This window comes from Natroniella sulfidigena, from assembly GCF_023223645.1.
Lineage (GTDB): Bacteria > Bacillota > Halanaerobiia > Halobacteroidales > Halobacteroidaceae > Natroniella > Natroniella sulfidigena.
This window is the reverse complement of sequence record NZ_JALKBY010000014.1, coordinates 20,291-40,656: the sequence shown is the minus strand read 5'-3', so window position 1 is coordinate 40,656 and position 20,366 is coordinate 20,291. Positions and strand designations below refer to the sequence as shown.

17 protein-coding genes are annotated in these 20,366 nt (G+C 34.9%); 1 reads left to right on the top strand and 16 read right to left on the bottom strand.

Annotated elements, in window-relative coordinates; genetic code table 11:
• Window positions 1-54 precede the first annotated feature (54 nt).
• The 9 genes from codY to MWH28_RS09795 form a co-directional block, all read right to left on the bottom strand.
• Window positions 55-834 (bottom strand): GTP-sensing pleiotropic transcriptional regulator CodY, encoded by a 780-nt coding sequence (gene codY, locus MWH28_RS09835; protein ID WP_248619194.1) that lies wholly within the window; start codon window positions 832-834, stop codon window positions 55-57.
• Between the two features lie 233 nt (window positions 835-1,067).
• A complete protein-coding gene (locus MWH28_RS09830; protein WP_248619193.1) occupies window positions 1,068-2,252 on the bottom strand; it encodes a thiolase domain-containing protein in 1,185 nt (394 codons plus the stop codon).
• Between the two features lie 310 nt (window positions 2,253-2,562).
• The gene (locus MWH28_RS09825) at window positions 2,563-3,741 is read right to left on the bottom strand and encodes an acetyl-CoA C-acetyltransferase (RefSeq protein WP_248619192.1); all 1,179 of its coding nucleotides are present in this window, start codon (window positions 3,739-3,741) and stop codon (window positions 2,563-2,565) included.
• 136 nt (window positions 3,742-3,877) lie between these two features.
• On the bottom strand, window positions 3,878-4,621 hold the full coding sequence (fabG, locus tag MWH28_RS09820; RefSeq protein ID WP_248619191.1) for a 3-oxoacyl-ACP reductase FabG: 744 nt from the start codon (window positions 4,619-4,621) through the stop codon (window positions 3,878-3,880).
• 147 nt (window positions 4,622-4,768) lie between these two features.
• Window positions 4,769-6,067: a GntP family permease gene (locus tag MWH28_RS09815; protein ID WP_248619190.1), complete on the bottom strand. Its 1,299-nt coding sequence runs from the start codon at window positions 6,065-6,067 to the stop codon at window positions 4,769-4,771.
• 47 nt (window positions 6,068-6,114) lie between these two features.
• Window positions 6,115-7,677 (bottom strand): acyl CoA:acetate/3-ketoacid CoA transferase, encoded by a 1,563-nt coding sequence (locus tag MWH28_RS09810; protein WP_248619189.1) that lies wholly within the window; start codon window positions 7,675-7,677, stop codon window positions 6,115-6,117.
• Between the two features lie 525 nt (window positions 7,678-8,202).
• The gene (locus MWH28_RS09805) at window positions 8,203-9,954 is read right to left on the bottom strand and encodes a sigma-54 interaction domain-containing protein (RefSeq protein WP_248619188.1); all 1,752 of its coding nucleotides are present in this window, start codon (window positions 9,952-9,954) and stop codon (window positions 8,203-8,205) included.
• A gap of 331 nt (window positions 9,955-10,285) precedes the next feature.
• Window positions 10,286-10,738: a type II toxin-antitoxin system RatA family toxin gene (locus MWH28_RS09800; protein ID WP_248619187.1), complete on the bottom strand. Its 453-nt coding sequence runs from the start codon at window positions 10,736-10,738 to the stop codon at window positions 10,286-10,288.
• A gap of 16 nt (window positions 10,739-10,754) precedes the next feature.
• Window positions 10,755-11,996, bottom strand: coding sequence for an aspartate aminotransferase family protein (locus MWH28_RS09795; protein WP_248619186.1), 1,242 nt, complete (start codon window positions 11,994-11,996; stop codon window positions 10,755-10,757).
• 190 nt (window positions 11,997-12,186) lie between these two features.
• On the opposite strand from MWH28_RS09795, the gene MWH28_RS09790 reads away from it, so the two are divergent.
• On the top strand, window positions 12,187-13,794 hold the full coding sequence (locus tag MWH28_RS09790; RefSeq protein ID WP_248619185.1) for a thiamine pyrophosphate-binding protein: 1,608 nt from the start codon (window positions 12,187-12,189) through the stop codon (window positions 13,792-13,794).
• Window positions 13,795-14,277: 483 nt separating this feature from the next.
• Here MWH28_RS09790 and MWH28_RS09785 read toward each other — a convergent pair whose 3' ends face one another.
• From MWH28_RS09785 to MWH28_RS09755, 7 genes are all read right to left on the bottom strand, one after another.
• Entirely contained in the window at window positions 14,278-14,571 is a 294-nt protein-coding gene (locus tag MWH28_RS09785; protein WP_248619184.1) for a hypothetical protein, read from the bottom strand.
• 228 nt (window positions 14,572-14,799) lie between these two features.
• Entirely contained in the window at window positions 14,800-16,155 is a 1,356-nt protein-coding gene (locus MWH28_RS09780) for a sodium-dependent transporter (RefSeq protein WP_248619183.1), read from the bottom strand.
• Between the two features lie 207 nt (window positions 16,156-16,362).
• Complete coding sequence (locus MWH28_RS09775) at window positions 16,363-16,812, bottom strand: OmpH family outer membrane protein (protein WP_248619182.1); 450 nt, start codon at window positions 16,810-16,812, stop codon at window positions 16,363-16,365.
• A gap of 245 nt (window positions 16,813-17,057) precedes the next feature.
• Window positions 17,058-17,510: an OmpH/Skp family outer membrane protein gene (locus tag MWH28_RS09770; protein WP_248619181.1), complete on the bottom strand. Its 453-nt coding sequence runs from the start codon at window positions 17,508-17,510 to the stop codon at window positions 17,058-17,060.
• Between the two features lie 59 nt (window positions 17,511-17,569).
• Entirely contained in the window at window positions 17,570-17,767 is a 198-nt protein-coding gene (locus tag MWH28_RS09765; protein WP_248619180.1) for a hypothetical protein, read from the bottom strand.
• A 125-nt stretch (window positions 17,768-17,892) separates the two neighbouring features.
• On the bottom strand, window positions 17,893-19,590 hold the full coding sequence (locus MWH28_RS09760; RefSeq protein ID WP_248619179.1) for a sensor histidine kinase: 1,698 nt from the start codon (window positions 19,588-19,590) through the stop codon (window positions 17,893-17,895).
• 79 nt (window positions 19,591-19,669) lie between these two features.
• Window positions 19,670-20,356 (bottom strand): response regulator transcription factor, encoded by a 687-nt coding sequence (locus MWH28_RS09755; protein ID WP_248619178.1) that lies wholly within the window; start codon window positions 20,354-20,356, stop codon window positions 19,670-19,672.
• Window positions 20,357-20,366 lie beyond the last annotated feature (10 nt).

The window sequence follows — 20,366 nt, the reverse complement described above, 5'->3', positions numbered from 1 at the left end:
CTCTATAGTTAACTTGATTACCTGCTATTATTTCTAAAATTTTCTTTATAAAATCTAAATCTGTGCTTTCTCTAGATGATCAACTACCTGTTTATTTAAGATCTTAATATGTGTTCCTTTCATTCCTAGAGACCTTGATTTAATTACTCCTGCACTTTCAAACTTCCTTAAAGCATTAACAATTACTGAGCGAGTAATCCCAATTCTATCAGCAATCTTACTTGCTACTAATAACCCTTCTTCTCCTTCTACTTCCTTTAAAATATTATAAATAGCATCTAATTCAGAATAAGATAAAGTCTCTATCGCAATCTTAGCAGCTGCCCGTTGGCGAACTTCCTTTTCCATCTTTTTATTTTTCAACCTCAAAATTTCCATTCCTACCACTGCTGCACCATATTCAGCTAATAATAAGTCACTACTTTCAAACTCATTATCAAATCTAGCTATAACTAAAGTCCCTAACCTCTCTCCACTACCATTAATAGGAACAACTGTTGTCAGCTTATTTTTAAAGATACAAACCTCATCCTTAAAGACACAGTTACTACTTGTTTGCCTATAATTTGCTTGCGTATCATAATGATCTAATAACCAATCATTATAATCTTCAGGAAATTCTCCTCGATCAATAACCTCTTGATGCATTAATTCACATTCAAACTTAGCAAGTAAATTAAACCCTAAAATTTTTCCTCGCTTATCAACTAAATAAACATTTGCTTTGATAACCCTTTTTAAAATATTTGCTACCTCATTAAAGTCAATTTCTCGATTAACAGAACGTTGTAATAGCTTATTTATTTGCCGTGTCTTATTTAATAGTTTTTTCATTTTTCTCCCCCTGAAATCTTTTAGTTTATTTTTTAATCAATTCTAACAATCAGACCAATCATCCCTATTCTAACATATTTCTATAAAAAGTAAACCTTTTAAGAATAATTCTTAATATTTAGGCTATTTCTTAAATAAACAATAATATCTTTTGGCATTATCCATCATTTATTTATAAAAACTCAAAGAATAAAGCAGACATTTCAAATAAAAATGTCTGCTTTATCTTCTAACTAACTTATCCGTTTAAAGACCGATGCATAATTACTAACTGCACTACCACCAAAGTTCAAGGCCAACCCTAGCTCAGCTCCTTTTACTTGATGACCAATCGGATTTCCTAATAGCTGCCTAGTAGCTAAGACTGCCATCGAAACCCCAGTTGCTCCTACTGGATGTCCCTTGGCTTTCAAGCCACCTGATGCATTTACTGGCAGATCACCATCAACCATTACCGTTCCATTATCTAATAGTTTTGGCCCTGCTCCATCTTCAGCAATTCCTACTGCTTCATAAGCTAGTAACTCAGCAATCGTAAAGCAGTCATGAACCTCAGCAAAATCTAGATCATCAACAGTAATCCCTGCTCGATCATAAACTTCTTGAATTGCTTTTTTAGTTCCCACAAGCTCCGAATTAGATCTCTTACTAATCGGTAAATAATCTGTAACTTGAACCATTGCTGATAGCTCTACAACTTCATCTTGTAACTCTTTGGCCTTGTCAGCAGTAGTTAGTACAACAGCTGCTGCACCATCAGAAACTAAAGAACAATCAAGTAATCGTAATGGTGAAGCAATCATTGGATTCTTCTCATCTGGTTTATCTAAGATATCTTGATAACTACATTCCATCGGCATCTGAGCTAAAGGGTTAACCAGTGCATTAGTATGATTTTTAGCGCTTATCTTAGCCAAAATTGTTCGTAAATCTTGATCAGATAAGCCATGTCTTTCCTTATATCCTTTAGCAAATTCAGCAAATAAACCAGGGAATGTCATTCCTTCTGCTCCTTCTTCGGGCCAATAAGAAGCTTTAGCAAGAGTTTTAGTAACTCCTTTAGTATCTAAATCCGTCATCTTTTCTGCTCCAATTACCAATGCATAATCCACTTCACCAGCTTCAATTGCATTTTTAGCTTCTTTGATAGCCGCTGCACCAGAAGCACAAGCATTCTCTACTTTTGTAGCAGGAGTAAATCTTAAATCAGGATCAATATCAAGGGCACAAGGGGCCAAATGTTCTTGATTATTGAACCCCCCACCACTATAGTTTCCAATCCAAATTCCACCTATATCCTTAGCTTCCACACCTGAATCTTTCAGTGCTTCTTTTCCTGCTGTAACTAGTAAATCATATAAGTCATCTTCTGATTTACCGAATTTAGAATGGTAGGTTCCTATTACGCTAACGCTCATTGTTTGTTCTCCCTCCGTTGCTGTATCTTTTTATGGTAAGCTTTTCTTGATATAAAGCTTAAGTTTAAGGCTGAGGTTAAGTTTAAGTCAACCACTATAAACATAAGGGCTTAGCTCTTACTTAGACTCAAACTCAAACTTAACCTAAATTGTAATAAAATTCAATTTTCGTAAGTTAGAATCTTTATCATTTCACATAAAGGCTCCCTACGGGTTTCAAAAATCAGAAACCCTCCGTAAGCGGATGATAATATTTAATTTTTTATTATGATTTTCTATATCGGTTATATATGCTTTAAAGGTAGTGTTCTTACCGCTTCACGACAGTCGCAGCGCCTTGTCCACCACCGATACATAGTGTAGCTAGTCCATACTGAGAATCTCGCTTCTTCATCTCATGCAATAACGTAATAAAGATTCTTGCTCCACTTGCACCGATAGGGTGTCCTAAAGAGATAGAACCACCATTAACATTTACTATATCAGTATCTAATCCTAAATCTCTAACTACCGCTAGTGATTGAGATGCAAAAGCTTCATTAGCTTCGATCAAGTCTAAATCATCTACTTCCAATCCAGCCTTCTCCAATGCTTTTTGAGAAGAAGGGATTGGCCCAGTTCCCATGATCTTAGGATCTACTCCTGCTGAAGCATAACCTTTAATTGTAGCCAATGGTTCGATCCCTAACTCTTCTGCCTTTTCTTTAGACATAATAACCAATGCAGCTGCTCCATCATTAAGTCCTGAAGCATTTGCTGCAGTTACTGTACCATCCTTCTTAAAGGCTGGACGTAACTTACCTAAGCCTTCTGCTGTAACCCCTGCTCTTGGATATTCATCCTTAGCAAAAGTGATCGGCTCTCCTCTACGTTGAGGAACCTCTACTGGTACAATCTCATCTTGGAATCTATCTTCAGCTTGAGCTTTCTCTGCTCGCTGCTGACTAATTGCTGCAAATTCATCTTGTTCTTCTCGACTCAAACCGTATTCTTCTGCTACATTCTCAGCAGTAATTCCCATATGATAATCATTGAATGCACACCATAATCCATCTTGAATCATGACATCAACTAGCTCTCCATTGCCCATTCTCTCTCCCCAACGAGCTTTTTTGTGGACATAAGGAGCTTGGCTCATATTCTCCATTCCACCAGCAACAAAGATATCTCCATCACCAGCTCTAATAGCTTGAGCAGCCATATTAACTGTCTTTAAACCAGAACCACAAACTTTATTGATCGTTACTGCTGGAACTTCAACCGGTAACCCTGCCTTGATTGATGCTTGACGAGCTGGGTTTTGACCTAAGCCTGCTTGTAATACATTACCGAAGATTACTTCATTTACTTCTTCTCCAGCTACGTTGGCCCTCTTTAATGCTTCTTCGATTACTGTTGCTCCTAAATCAACAGCTTCTACATTCTTTAAAGTTCCACCAAAACTACCAATAGCCGTTCTAACTGCACTTGCAACTACAACTTCTCTCATTACTATTCCTCCTTATTAAAATTATAGAAAATAGATTGGAAATAACTTTTGAAAGACATTTTATTTTGAGCTATGAATTTAGAGAATGAGTTTATAACTCAAGGCTCATAACTCATAGCTCATACTTAAAACTTAATTACCCAAGAACTAATCCACCATCAACACTTAGAATTTCACCATTAACAAAGGAAGCTTCATCAGAAGCAAGATATAGATAAGCATTAGCAATATCCTCTGGTTTTCCTAGTTGCTTTAGTGGTGTCTTCTTCTCCATCGCACCCAATACTTTCTCTGGTACTTCATCAGTCATTGGAGTTTGAATAAAACCAGGTGCCACAGCATTAACTCTAATACCTTTTGGAGCTAATTCTTTGGCCCAAGTCTTAGTCATTCCGATTACTCCAAACTTAGTAGCAGCATAATTAGTCTGTCCAATATTACCATAAAGACCTACTACAGAAGAAGCATTCAAAATTACTCCAGAATTTTGCTTCATCATTACCTTAGCTGCAGGCTTAGTACAGTTAAAGACACCTTTTAAGTTAATATCTATAACTCTATCCCAAGCTTCTTCACTCGTCTTAATCAAGAATCCATCAGCAGTTATTCCTGCATTATTAACAAGAACATCTAGCTTTCCGAATTCCTCAACTGTCTGATCAATCATTCCTTTAGTAGCTTCAACATCAGATACATCTACTTCAATAAAGATAGCTTCACCGCCAGCTTCAGTAATCTGATCTACGGTATTTTGACCACTTTCAGCATCATAATCTGCTACAACTACCTTAGCTCCTTCTCGAGCAAAAGTAAGGGCAGTCTCCTCTCCAATCCCTTTCGCAGCTCCAGTTATAATTGCAACTTTTCCTTCTAATCTCATAATTTTCGCCTCCATTATTAGTCTTATTTTTCTTATAATAACCAACTTTCTATCTTTAAATAACTAACTTTCATCATTCATGTTTTACTTACTAATTACTAGTCACCAATTACTAATCACTAGTCCCCAGGCACCAATCACTACTTCCTACGCAATTCCCATCGTAGCAAGTAATACTCCAACCAATCCAGCAAGAACTGGAATTGCTAATGCTACTACAAAAATATCTTTATAAGAATCTTTATGAGTTAAGCCACAAACAATCAATAAAGTAACTACTGCTCCATTGTGAGGTAAAACATCTAATCCTCCAGATGCTAAAGCAATTGATCTGTGAAGCATCTCAGGATTTCCACCCATCGCCAGAAAAGAGTCAGATAAAGCTTCTAAAGCGATACTCATTCCACCAGAAGCCGAACCTGTTGCTCCAGCCAATGCATTAGTTGAAATTACTCCATAAAGGTATGGGTTTCCAAAAGTAAACCGAGTCAATCCTTCTACCATAGTATCAAAACCTGGCACTGCCTGTACTACTGAACCAAATCCTACAGCAAGCCCTGTATTCATTATTGCAGTCAATGAACCAGTAGCACCAGTATTAACTGTCTCCTTAAGCTGATCTAAAGTCTCTAACTTATTCCATAATAGGACAATAGCTATAATAACACCCCAGAATAAAGCAACATTAATATCCATTCCAAAAACATTTAATAAGAAGACAACACTGATTAACGGCAGGATTGACAAAGCAAAACTCGGTAATTCATCTGCAGAAACTTCCTCAAACTCTTCAGCATCCCCTACTTCAAAATACTCTCCAGCTGCTTTAGCCTTTCTTGCCTCACGATTTAGATACATCACTCCTCCAACTGCCATGATTAGAGCACCTACTAAACCAATAATCGGTGCTGCCATCGCATCAGTACCAAAAAATTCAGTCGGAATAATATTCTGAATTTGAGGAGTACCAGGAATCGCTGTCATTGTAAAAGTAAATGCACCTAAGGCAATACAACCTGGAATCAATCTCCTTGGTAAGTCAGCTTCTTTAAAGATTCCCATTGCTAGCGGATACATCGTAAAGACCACAACAAATAAACTAATACCACCATAAGTCAACACACCACAAGCTGCAACAACTGCTAAGATGGCTTTATCAGAACCAATTTTATCGATTACCCAATTACCAACTGCTGAAGCTGCTCCAGTATCTTCCATTATCTTACCGAAAACTGCTCCTAACATGAACATCGGGAAGAAAGATTGGATATAGCCAACTGCTCCACCCATAAATGTTTCTAGAAATGCTTCTAATAATGGTAATCCACCAGTTCCTGCAACAACTAAAGAGAATATAGGTGCAGCAATGATAATACTTAAACCCTTCATACAGGCATACATCAATCCTGCTAATCCAATTATAATTCCAATTAAAGATAAATCCATTAGTTTATCCCCCTTGATTTTATTATTTGTACAAGCTAGTAAAAAATTTATTCAATAGTTAATCCCATTAAATCATCTTTAAAAATAGTTAAATTCATCTCTTTTAAATCATCTGCTATCTCAGGTTTGAAATCCATTTGACCTAAAATATCTTTTTCAAGGTCAATTCCAGGAGCAATCTCTGTTAAGATTATCTTTTCATCTGCTAATTCAAAGACAGCTCGTTCTGTAATATAAATTACTTCCTGACCTTCTTCAGTAGCATACTCTCCACTAAATGAGATCTGCTCAACCTCTTCTAAAAACTTTGTGATCTTTCCTTCAGAGACTATATTCAACTTATTATCTTTTACTTCTACTTCTAATCCACCAGCAGTGAAAGTTCCACAATAAACTACCTTTTCTGCATTTTGAGTAATATTAATAAAACCACCTACACCAGCTATCTTAGGGCCAAACTTACTGACATTTACATTTCCAGTCTGATCAGCTTGAGCAAGTCCTAAAAATGCAACATCAAGACCACCACCATCATAAAAATCAAACTGATAAGGCTGATCTACAATAGCCTCAGGGTTAACAGCAGCTCCAAAGCTCAAACCTCCAACAGGAATTCCACCGATTGGCCCAGACTCTACTGTTAAGTTCATCTCATCACTGACACCTTCCTCAGAAGCAACAGACGCAATACCTTCTGGTACTCCAATCCCTAGATTAACTACAGCATTAGGTGTCAATTCCATTGCTGCTCTTCTAGCTATAACCTTTCTTTCGTTCAATGCTAAAGGTTTTATTGATTCAAGTGGTACTTTTACCTCTCCTGTATAAGCAGGATTATAATCTTCAGCAAACGACTGCATATGATTTTTAGCATCTTTTGCAACAACTACAGCATCGACTAAGATCCCTGGTACTTTAACTAACTTAGGATCTAAACTTCCATTTTGCACAACCCGTTCTACCTGTACAATGACCTTGCCGCCAGAATTTTTAGCTGCTTGAGCGATTGATAGAGCTGTCAAAGGCATTGCTTCCTTTTCCATACTGATATTACCCTTTTCATCAGCAGTTGTTCCTCTCAAGATCGCTACATCTACTGAAAAAGGCTTATATCTCAACCATTCTTCTCCATCAATTTCCATCAACTCTACTAAATCTTCTGTTGTAACTTCATTTACCTTTCCACCTTGCACTCTAGGATCAGCCAATGTCTTCAAACCAACGTGAGTAATAGTCCCCGGTTTGCCAGCCGCAATATCTCTAAATAAATGAGTAATTACACCTTGAGGAAAGTTATACCCTTCTATCTTATTTTCATTAGCTAACTTTCCTAATCCAGGAGCTAACCCCCAGTGTCCACCGATTACTCGCTTAATCAAGCCCTCATGGGTCAAGTGATTTAATCCTCTCTTCTTTCCATCCCCTTGGCCCGCTGCATATACCAAAGTTAAATCTTTAGGAGATTGAGTTTCAACAAATCTTTCTCCTAATGCAGCAGTAATCTCTTCTGGGTGACCAAATCCTACAAAACCTCCTGTAACAACAGTCATATCATCTTTAATATAATTTAATGCTTCATCAACTTCAGTAACCTTACTCTTTTTAGCCATCTTATTATAGCCCCCTTATTAAATTCTAAAGTGTTTTTTTCTACCGATACAAACTTCTAACTCAAGAATTTTATAATTCGGTTAGTTTATCTCTTATAATCTTGACTATTCTCAGCTACTCTTATACTCTTAACTACTTATAATAAACCATAACTGAATCCATAACCGCTAAATATACAATGCAATTTAAATGCCAAAGTTTTAATTTTCCCAAAAAAAATATTTGAAACCTATCAAATCAGGGATTTATCCTTTTAAAAATCTTCAATTGCAAGACAAATCAGAATTTGATAATAATGAAAAAAAGCAATCAGCTACCTTTTGTAGAAAATAATATACATCTATCGTCCATAAAAATTAGTCTATACTCTGCAACACGACATCTTTCCTCTTATATCACCATTAATCAAGTTTATCTTTGGTGTGTCATAAAATATACACTATTTTATTGTGTTGATTTTTATATACATCACCTTTTATGTTCTTCAATCAACAATTAACCATCTAATTAAAAAATAGACATGCCTAAACTTTAGACATGTCTATCTGATAACGATCTATTTTTTTGTATAAAGAAGTTCTATGAATTCCTAATAGCTCAGCTGCTGCTGTTCGATTCCCATCAGTCTGCTTTAGAGCTTGTTTAATTGCCCGTGTTTCAGCCTCAGCAACTATCTGTTTCAAATTCCAGCTATCCCTTGCCATGATTGATTTATCACTTGGTCGAATCACCTCTGGTAAATGTTCAGGTAAGATCATCTTCTCTGGAGAAATATTAATTGCTCGTTCAATAAAATTATGCAATTCCCTAACATTCCCGGGCCAACTATAATTTCTCAAGCTATTAATCGTTTGTGGGGCCAACTCTTTAGGGCCAAGTTGCAACTCCTTAACTAACTCTTTCAAAATAGCATTAGCCAAAATCGGTATATCATCTAGCCGCTCTCGTAAAGGAGGAATCTGTAATCTAATTACATTCAATCGATAAAATAGATCCTGCCTAAAGTTACCTTCTTTTACCTCTTCCCCTAACTTCTCATTAGTAGCTGCTATAACCCTAACATCTAAATCAATCGTCGTTGTGCCACCTATTCGTTCAACCTCTCGTTCCTGCAATACTCGCAATAACTTAGCCTGCATCTCTGTCGGCATCGTCCCTATTTCATCTAAAAAGATAGTCCCACCATTAGCAAGCTCAAACTTTCCAGGCTTTCCTTGCTTTTTGGCTCCGGTAAAAGCCCCCTTCTCATAACCAAACAACTCTGCTTCCAACAACGACTCTGGAATAGCAGCACAATTAACTCTAATAAAAGCTCCATACTTTCGATAACTGGCCTTATGGATCGCATGAGCAAAAAGCTCCTTTCCTGTACCACTTTCTCCCTGAATTAAAACTGTCGAACTACTTTCTGCTGCCTTCATAGCTATCTTCTTTAGGTATTTCATCTGCTTATTTTGAGTAATTATATTATCAAAAGAATATTTAGCCTCTTGCATCCTCTTAATTTCATTTTTATAATAATCAAATCTATCTTTTAAACTACCTGTTCTATGGGCCAACGACTCCAATTCCTTAACATCTTGAAACAACACTTTTCCTATTGCTCCAATTACTTGGCCATCTTTTTTAATCGGAATTCTACTAGCTATCATATCATGACCTTGAATCCTTTGTACATGATCTTCTTCAGCTTCTCCAGTCTTAACTGCTATATGCATTCTAGTATTCTCAATAACATCCGTAACATGTTCTCCTAAAACTTCTTCTTCCTTAAGTCCTAAAAAATTTTGATAAGCCTTATTAAATTTAGTTATGTAACCATCTCGATCAACAATAATAATTCCTTCATAAGCATTATCCAAAATCGTTTCTAAAATCTCTAAATCATTTTCTGTCTCTTCTAACTTCTGTTTAGTCTCAACAATCTCGGTAATATCCTGAAAAACAGCAATTGCCCCTATAACCTTATCGTCATATATAATAGGGGTTCGATTAGAATAAATCTCTCTTCCATTTACCTTTAACTGCTGTCCTGTCTCCTTAAGCCCTGTCTGTAAAACATTAACTAATCCAGTCTCAGGAATAACCTCCATAACCTTTTGACCTAAAGCTTCTTCTTTCTTAATTCCTAATAATTTTTCACTGGCCCGATTAAAAAAAATTACCTGTTGCTTATTATCTATAGCCACAATTCCATTATAAACCGAATCAACTATAGCCTCAAACCAATTAGAGAGTTCCTCTTTCGTCCCTTGAGTAAATTTTTCTAATGTCATACTTCACCTATCCCTTGCTACTAATATTTTTACAACTACTAATTTAAATTAAAAGTAAGATTATCAATTCTATACAAAATATAATCAATTACCCTAAAATCATCAAAGCTACATCAAACAATTGTAACATATTTTAAAACTAATTACTAGTTATTCTCATTCAAAACTATTATAAATATCCGATTAGATTGGTATAATATAGTAATTTGTATTAATGGTTATCAGAAACCAGTAATCAGTAATCAGCAAGTTCAAAACCATTTAATTCAAAAGTTCTTAACGAACTTGATCTTATAATTTTACTGATAACTGATTACTGACAGCTGATTACTTAAGAACACTGTCTACTATCACTTTCAATCTGTTTCTTAATTGCTTCCAACATACTTCGGCTATTATTAGCAACCTTCTTCTTCAAAATAGGATGCAACAAAGATGACAACATCGGAATTCCAAATTCAAAATTGACTGTCAGGCTAATCTTTGTTCCCTGAGCAAGAGATTCTAATTTCCATCTTCCATTGAACTCCTTTAAATCTCCACTCAACTGTTGATAGATTATCTCATACTCTGCATCATTAAAAATATCCCGCTCCTTCCAACAAATCTTCTTCCCATCAACCTCAGTAATCCAACTTGTGATAGTTTCATTCTTGGCCTCTTTTACAAGATCAACATTAATCACATTGGGCATAAAATCAGGATACGATTCCATATCTTTAGCTAACTGATAAGCTTGTTCAATATCTCCTTGAACAACTATACTCTCTTTTACCGTAGGCATACTTTTCCCCCTCTCCTTAACTGGCCAACTCAATCACTTTACTCAATGCTCGCTCAAATTTTGTCAAAATCAAATCTAATTCTTCTCTTTTGATAATCAAAGGTGGTTCTAAACGAACTACCTTCTGTTGATTTAAAGTATAAGCTACTAAGATATTCTCTTTAACTAACTCAGAAATTAATAACCCCCCGTATGATTCATCTTTAAATTCAACTCCAATCATTAACCCTTTCCCCCTTACTTCTTGAATAACACTAGAATACTTTGTTGCTAACTGCTTTAAATTCTCTAATAAATAATCTCCTAATTTTTGAGCAGAGCTGACTAAATTCCTATTTTGTACTTCCCTTAATGTAGTTAAAGCTGCTTTACAAGCTAACTGATTTCCTCCAAAAGTAGATGTATGTAAGAAAGGGTTTTGATTAAAGACTTTCCACAGATCAGCAGTAGCCACAACCGCTCCTACTGGCATTACCCCGCCTCCTAATGCCTTAGCAAGAGTTAAAATATCAGGGGTAACTCCATAATGTTGACAGGCAAACATCCTTCCGGTCCTTCCTAACCCAGTCTGAATTTCATCTAAAATTAATAAAGCTCCATACTTATCACATAACTCTCTTGCTTGCGACAAATAATCTTTAGGAGGAAGAATAATTCCACCTTCCCCCTGAATCGGCTCAAGAATTACCGCTGCTGTTTGATGATCAATCTCATGTTCTAATGCTTCTAAGTCTCCAAAGGGAATAAATTCAATTTCAGATAATAATGGCTCAAAAGGCTTTCTAAAGACCTTTCTCCCAGTAACACTTAATGCTCCATATGATTTCCCATGAAATGAATTTTCAGTAGTAATTATTTTTGATTTTCCAGTTGCTAACCTAGCTAACTTTAAAGCACCTTCTACTGCTTCAGTTCCACTATTACAAACAAATGAATACTTTAAATCCCCCGGAGTAATCTCGGCCAACTCCTCAGCCAACTGAGACAAGGGCTGGTTGAGCAATATCTTAGAGGAAAGAGGCATTAAGTCCAACTGTTCCTTAACAGCTTCCACTACCTTTGGTGGCCTATGACCTAAAACAAAAGTTCCATAACCTCCTAAACAATCTAGATACTCCTCTCCTGTTATATCCTTAACAGTTACTCCTTCTGCTTCCCATTCAACCTTATCTAAACCCATAAACTTAAACAATCTAGCCAACCCAGAGTTGACATATTCTTCATAGTTTGTCATTGTGTTTTTAGATAGATCTTCCATACGATGACCTCCTTATATCATCTAGTATTAACTATTATGGAAATTATTATCAAAAAATATACAGGCTAAGTTTAACTTTGAGATTAAAGTTGAGCTTTTACTTAAACTTAGCCTTAAACTCAAACTTAATATCACTATATGAATAGCATCAAATCAAACTAGGTATCATATTTTTAGAAGGAGGTCGATTATGAATCAAAAAAAGGTAAGCCAAATCTTAATCGAGCAATTACAAGAATTTAAAGTCCAAAATATCTATAGTTATGCTGGTGATACAATCCTAAAATTATTCGCTGAATTAGAAGAATCGGAATTGAATTTATATACAACTAAGCATGAAGCTACTGCTGGATTTATGGCTTCTGCAGAAGCTAAACTGACAGGAGAGTTAGCTGTTTGTGCTTCCCATAGTGGACCTGGAACAGCAAATATTATTAACGGAATTGCAGATGCTCATGCTGATAAAACTCCAGTTTTATTAATAACTGGACAGGTTCCTACCTACAACATAGGTACTAATTATAAACAATATTTAGATCAATTAGAATTAATTAGACCGTTGACTGTCTTTTCGGATATAGTAACCAATCCAGAATCAATTGTAGACTTATTAGTCAAAGCAATGTCTTTAGCTATCAACAAGGGGGGAGTCAGCCAGTTAGTCATCCCTATGGATCTATGGGATCAACAGACCAATGCTCAAATTAGAAAATATCCTCCTCACTTAGATAAAACGGAGAGATCTGAACAAGATACAATTAAACAAGCAAGTCAATTGATTGAACAAGCAAAGCAACCTGTTATTCTCTATGGTAGAGGAGCTAGAAATTGTCGAGAAGAATTAATAGAACTTGCTTCTAAAATAAAGGCAGGATTGATCAATACATTACCTGCTACAGGAATCATTGAATATGATATTCCTCAATCACTAGGAGGGCTAGGCCATGCAGGAAGTCCAGAAGCTACTGAAATACTACAACAAGCTGATCTAATAATTACTCTAGGAGCAACATGGTGGCCAATGGACTATGTCCCTAGAGAACCTAAAGTCATTCAATTTGACCTCTGCAAAGAAAATATCGGAATGAAACACCCAATCGAAGTAGGGGTTGTTGGTGAGATAAAAGAATCACTCCAGCTATTACTCACTGAGCTTACAGGGAAAGAAAATCAAAATTGGACAGATAAAATAAATCAAGCTCGAACAACTTGGTTTGAGAGACTGAGTGCAGAAAGCCATCAAGAAGGGTATCCACTACCTCCTCAGGCAGTGATTAGAGTGATCAGTGAGCAAGCTTGCCCAGATGAAATCATCTCTGTTGACTCCGGAGATAACACAATTTGGTTTGGGAAGTTTTTTGGTAATCGCTGTCAAGAACTACTCCTATCAGGAACTTGGAGAACAATGGGCTTTAGCCTACCAGCAGCTTTAGCAGCCAAAATCAACAATCCCGATACTCCAGTAACTTCTATAATTGGTGATGGTGGCATCTCAATGTTCTTAGGAGAAATGCTAACTGCCAGCAAATATAATATTCCTGTTCGCATCATCATTTTAAATAATGGTATGCTAGCAATGGAACATAATAAGATGGTAACTGCAGACTTAGCACCTACTGAAGTAAATTTGAACAATCCTGATTTTGTTAAACTAGCAAAAGCTTGTGGAGTAAAAGGATTTAAAGTAGAAAATCCTGAACAACTTAAAGAAATTTTATTAGAAAATAAAAATTCATCTGAACCATTAGTCATAGATGTTCCAACTGCTACTCCAATTCCAGCCGGAACTAAACTATAAAAAAGTTGCCTCCGGCAACTCAGTTAAAGTCTAAGAATGAGTTTAAGTAAAACCAACAAATACAAACTAGTAAAATTCACCCACACCTCTAAAAAGCATAATTTCCTTAATGATAAAAAAACTGAGTTGCCAATTGGCAACTCAGTTAAATCATTCCCGCTCTTTTTTTGTGAAACAATAAAATAATTTTAGTTGTTTTGACATATTGTATCCTTTTTTGTATAATATAGTTAGATATTTTAAAATATTTACCAAAGGAGGCAACATTAACACTTATGAAAGGTAAATATAAAGATTTTGAAGTCAAGAAGTTCAAACAAGAATTAATATCAAAATATAAACAAAAATACAATCTATCTAAAGAAGAAATTATTGAATTAACTAAGAAATTAAATTAATACTTATATTAGTATTCTTATTTAAATAATCCCCTATAATATATACAAAATATATAAAACCCGCTTTTCAGCGGGTTTTGAATTTCTATAAAGCTACAGACTGATCAAACATCTCTTTTTGAACTAGCTCATATAGTTCAGTAATTAAAACTTCTTGATCCACTTTTAAATTTAATTTTCTTCCTGAAATACAGTTCTCCATACTCCAATTATAGCTACCTTCTCCTGGCACTCCTAAGTGATGCCTTATAAAATTAAACTTTCTTATCTCTTCTTCTGTCCAACTATCCCAAAAAACTAATGGTTTCAAAGCCAATTCAGTTACTTTATTTCCTTCTCCATCTTGATACATAACCTCACAAACTTTTAATCTGACCATATTACCCCCACTCTACTTTTTTTGATTCTACTAACAGACCTGAAAGTAAACCCCTCCTGTTAATAGTAATAGTTAAACTTTTTTAATATTTTTCCTCTATTTACATACATGATATAGCTATATTATATCGAATAATGTAAAATTAGTCAATATAATGATATTAAAAAACCCTTCTCTCAAAAGAAAGAAGGGTTGATTTTAGCTAGATTTAAAAATAGTTGAATTTTATTAACCAGCAAAAGTTTGCCAAATACCAACAATCATAATCGCACCGATAGCAATTGGCACTATATACTTAAGTAATACTACAAATAAACTACCTACACTTAATATACCGTCTGCCTTATTTGCTTCTTCAGCAGTATTTCTTGCTCCCCAAACATAACCAGCAAAAATAGAAGTTAATAGTCCACCTAACGGTAAGAAGATAGCATTAGCAAACCAATCATAAGTATCTAGTACATCCATTCCTAAAAACTCAAAATCAGATAGTGCACTATAGCCAAGTAACGGTGGAATACCTACTAAAAAGATAACTATTCCTACTACTTGAGCAGCTTTCTTACGTTCCCATTTATGCTCATCAACCATATATGCTACAACAACCTCAAGTAAAGAAATAGCTGAAGTTATAGCAGCAATTGTTAATAATACAAAGAATAAAAATCCAAAGAAAGTACCTAACGGCATTTCAGCAAAAACTGCCGGTAACGTAATAAAAGTTAACCCTGGCCCTGCAGCTGGATCTAATCCCAAAGCAAATACAGCAGGAAAGATAGCAAATCCAGATAAAACCGCAATCAACATATCAAGCCCAAGTACATATCCAGCACTATCACTAATATTATCATCTTGAGATAAATAACTACCGTAAGTAATCATTGCACCCATACCAAGACTTAAAGTAAAGAATGCCTGAGCAATTGCTTCATTAAGACTCTGCCAACTGAGTTGGCTAAGATCAGGTGCTAAATAAAATGCTAACCCTTCTGCTGCTCCTTCTAGCGAAACAGAACGAAAAACTAGTACTATTAATAAGACAAATAAAATAGGCATTAAGATCTTAACAGCCTTTTGAATTCCTTTTACAACACCAGCACTAATAATGCCAATAGTTACCCCCATAAAGACTGCATGCCATAAAAGCGGTTCCCCCACACTACTAATATGACCACCAAATAATGCCTCAAAATCCATTGCACTTGTAAATCCATTTGCTGCCTGCACAACATAAGCCATTGACCAACCAGCTACTACTGAATAATAACTTAAAATTACAAATCCTGTAAAAACACCTAATCCTCCTACTAGCCACCAAGGTGTATCTGGAGCTAAACTTTTAAAAGCACCAACAGGATTCTTTTCAGTCTTACGACCTAAAGACATCTCTGCAACCATTACTGGATAACCTATTAAAATAATAGCAATCAAATAAACTAATAAAAAAGCTGCACCACCATTTTCTCCTGTAACATAAGGAAACCGCCAAATGTTACCTAAGCCAACAGCTGAACCAGCTGCTGCTAAAATAAATCCAAGCTTTGATGTCCAATTCTCTCTTTCTTCAAAATCATTAAGTCCCATCCTTCTCACTCCTCTACTAAATTAATAATTTAAACTTACTCCTACTTAATATTACTAATATACTACATTAATTATAATTCTTTCTCAGGATGATGTCAAGTAATTTAGTTCATTGTTGTTATCTAGAATTTTTTGGTTAAAATTGGCGTTGTTTATAAAAAAAACCGCCAGTATCAACTGACGGTTTTCCTTTAATTTGTCATCACTTTACATGTTTTCAAAATAATCTTTTACTTCTTCTGTTATATCTTCTCCACCACTGACAACCATCTCTTCATGTAAGATAAGCTCTAAGCCTAATTCTTCCCTTACTTGCTCTAAATCAGCTTCTACCTTTTCAAGTAGCTCTTCCTGCTTTTCTGCTTGTTCATGCTGAAATTGCTGTTGAATTTGTTGCTGAATCTGTTGAATCTGTTGAGCATCCTCCTGTTGATCCAACCCACTTGTTTGCTCATTAAACTCTTGCTGATAAATATTCATCTGCTCTTGCATTTCCTGATTAAATTCAACAACTGCAGGATGTACTTCATATACCTCTTCACTCACATAACCAATATTACTTCCTGTTGCTTCTACTGTTTGTAACGGTAACATAATTAATCCAGTAACAATTAAAACTGCAGCTAAACCTCCAATAATTTGTCTTTTGATATTCAACTTTACACTCCCCTTCTCTAAAATCTGATCATATAACAGCCAGACCTCATTTTAAAAACCTAAACTTTACTTTCGATTATAACAAAGAGTTAAATTAAAGTCAAAAGACACCATAGTTTAAATGGTTATCCGGCTATTGATTAAAAATTAATTTAAGGTTAACTAAATCAATTCAATACTTAAAAACAAAAAAATACCAGGGAGTATTGCAATACTCCCTGGTATTTCTTAATTATTTATATAATTTATAGGTTTTCAAAATAATCTTTAATTTCTTCTGTTACATCTTGGCCACCATTAACTACTACTTCTTGATTGACAATTAAATCTAACCCTAACTCTTTACGAGCTTGGTCAAGATCAGGTTGTATCTGCTGTTCTATTTCTTCCCATTGCCCTTCTTGAATTTGATTAAATTGTTGCTGAAATTGTTGTTGCAGTTGCTGCATCTCTTCTTGGTCTTGTTCAGGGTCTAACTCTCCCATCTCTTGTTGAAACTCAGCTTGTAATTCTTGGGCTTCTGCTTCCAATGTTTGTTGTAATCTTGCTACTTCAGGATGTACCTCATAAACTTCTTCTAAGTCAACATAACCAATTTTACTTGCTTCTGCTCTAACTTCACTAGATAGATTGATCATGATACTTCCTACAGCTAAAAGTAAGACTAATGCTCCAATTAATACTCTTTTTTTAGACAAATTTATTCCTCCTCAAGGATATTTGTTAATTATTTAAATTAAAAATTACGTTATTTTTCTTAAAACTCGTCTTCAAAATCATCTTCACCTTCAAAATCATCTTCAAAATTCTGCTCTTGATCCGGCTCCTCAAACTCTTCTTCTACTCCTGGTTCAAGTGGCTCCTCCTCTTCAACTTGAGGTGGCTCTCCACAACCAATTAGTACAAAACTGAATAGTGCTACTAAACCTAAAACAATAGCTTTCTTGCTAAACACTGATTAATCCCTCCTGATTTAATTTTAGATAACGTCGACTATCTACTCAAGCCTGATTGCAATTATAAGTATACAAACGGTTTGTGATAAATTTATGAGAAAAGGTTGAACAATAATCAAAATAATTAATCAGTATCTTCGAGCAAATAAAACCCAAAAACAGAACCGGTTTCTAATTCACTGTCAACAAAAACATCTCCTTGATGTTGCTCGATTATCTCTTTTACAATGGATAACCCTAAACCGCTCCCTCCTTGATCTGGGGTGCGGGCTTTATCTACTTTATAAAATCGCTCCCAAACATTTTCTAGTTCATCCTGTGGAATACCAATCCCCTTATCTTCAACCCAAAATTTAACTTTATTTTCATCTGCTTTAGTTGCTCCTAAAGTTATCTGAGCGTGATCAGGAGAAAATTTATAAGCATTATTTAATAAATTTAATAATACTTGTTTGATCTTTTCTTTGTTAGCCCAGACATAGGATTCTTCTTCTGGTTTGATTATAGTTAAACAATCTTCTTCCGATTTTAGACCTTTGCTGAAAACAAGACCTATCTGCTCTAATAATTGATTAACTGCTACCCTTTCTAACTCAAAACTTACAACCTGATTATCTACCTCTGCTAAGTCAAGAATTTCATTTACTAATTGAGTTAAACGATTAGTTTCATCTAAAATAATCTGTAAATAATTTTGTTGTTGCTCTTTGTCAGTTATAATTCCATCCAGTAAAATTTCGCTCGAGCCTTTAATTGAAGCAAGAGGTGCTTTTAATTCATGAGAAACATTAGCTACAAAATCTTTTTGTAGTTGTTCAAAACGCCACCTTTGACTAATATCCTGAAATAATCCTACAACCCCCCAAAGTTGATTATCTTCACTATAGATAGGAGTAATATGAAGCAAAATTCTCTTTTGCTTATTCTTTTCTCCTAAAGATAGTTCTTCTCGATAAGACTCTTCTTCTTCTAATACCTTCTGAAATAAATTCTTAACTTTATTATTTCCTATAAGTTCAAGTTTTTGATTAATAACTTTATCCTTATTCTTAAGATTCAATAACTTAACAGCAGATTGATTGATCAAAATTATTTCCTGACGATGGTCAACAGTTAACACACCTTCTTCCATCCCCGTCAAAACATATTTAAGTTTATTCCGTTCCTCTCTTAAATCATCTATCGTTTTTTCTAACCTTTTTGATAAGTAATTCATACTATCAGCTAAAGTAGCAATCTCTCCTTCAGCATCAACTTCAACAGTCTTACCAAAAGCACCTTGACTTAATTCAATAGCCACTTCACCCATCCGTCGCAAAGGCGCAGATAGTGACTTTGACCATCTATAAGCTACTATCATTGCTAATAAAATTGCTAATAAAGAAGAATATATCATCATTTTTTGAACTTGCCGGATAGTAGAATTTATTCCAGCTACTGAAGTAAAAAGCAACAATGCTCCTTCTAAGTCTCCTTGATAATAGATTGGCATTCCTACCAACAACATTGGCCTTTCAAAATGAGCCGATTCAACTCTACTTGAAACAATATTCCCCGCTAGAACATCTTCAAATTCTAAAAACTTAATCTGCTTATCTCTTTTATCAGTTAATGCAGGATAACTGGATAACAAGTAACCTTCTTCATTTATAATCCATGCTTGTCCAGAATTTAATTCTGCTACAACTTTTAGCCAATTAAAAGTCTGATTCATATTTCTTTCAGCTAATGATTGAGAAATAAAGTTCATCATTGTTCGATTATTGGTTATAATTTCTGATTCTCTTTTTTCATAATAAAATCCTCTAAAAAAATAGATCATAGAAAAACCTAATACTATAATAATTATTAAAGCTATTAACAAAAAGCGGATTAATAACCTATTAAATAAAGTGCTATCTTTAATCTTCAGTCACCTCAAACTTATACCCCACTCCCCAAACAGTCTGAATATATTTGTTAGCTTGCTCTCCTAGCTTTTTCCGTAATGATTTTATATGTGTATCAACCGTTCTGATATCACCAAAATAATCATACCCCCACACCTTTTTTAATAATTTCTCACGAGGAAAAACTTGACGTGGAGAAAACGCAAGAGTCCATAGTACATCAAATTCTTTAGGTGTTAAACTTACTTGTTCTCCATCCACCTTAACAACTCTATAACTCTTATTTATCTCTAGATTAGGGTATTGTAATAAATCACCATCAGTTTCATCTCGATCAGTTCTTCTCAAAACAGCTTTGGCCCTAGCTATTACTTCTTTAGGACTAAAAGGTTTAGTCACATAATCATCCGCCCCTAATTCTAAACCTGTAATCCGGTCTGTTTCTTTAGTTTTAGCACTTAACATAATAATTGGAATATCATTTTGAGGTCTTAAGTTTTGACAAATCTCCCAACCATTCATTTCAGGCAACATAATATCCAGTATAATCAAACTTGGATTCTCTACTTCAACCTTTTTTAAACCTTCTGCCCCATCGTTAGCAATTACAACTTGAAAATTTTCAAATTCAAAATATTCCTTTAAAATTTGGCAAATATTTTTATCATCATCTATAATCAATACTTTTTCATTTTGCACAATTAAATCA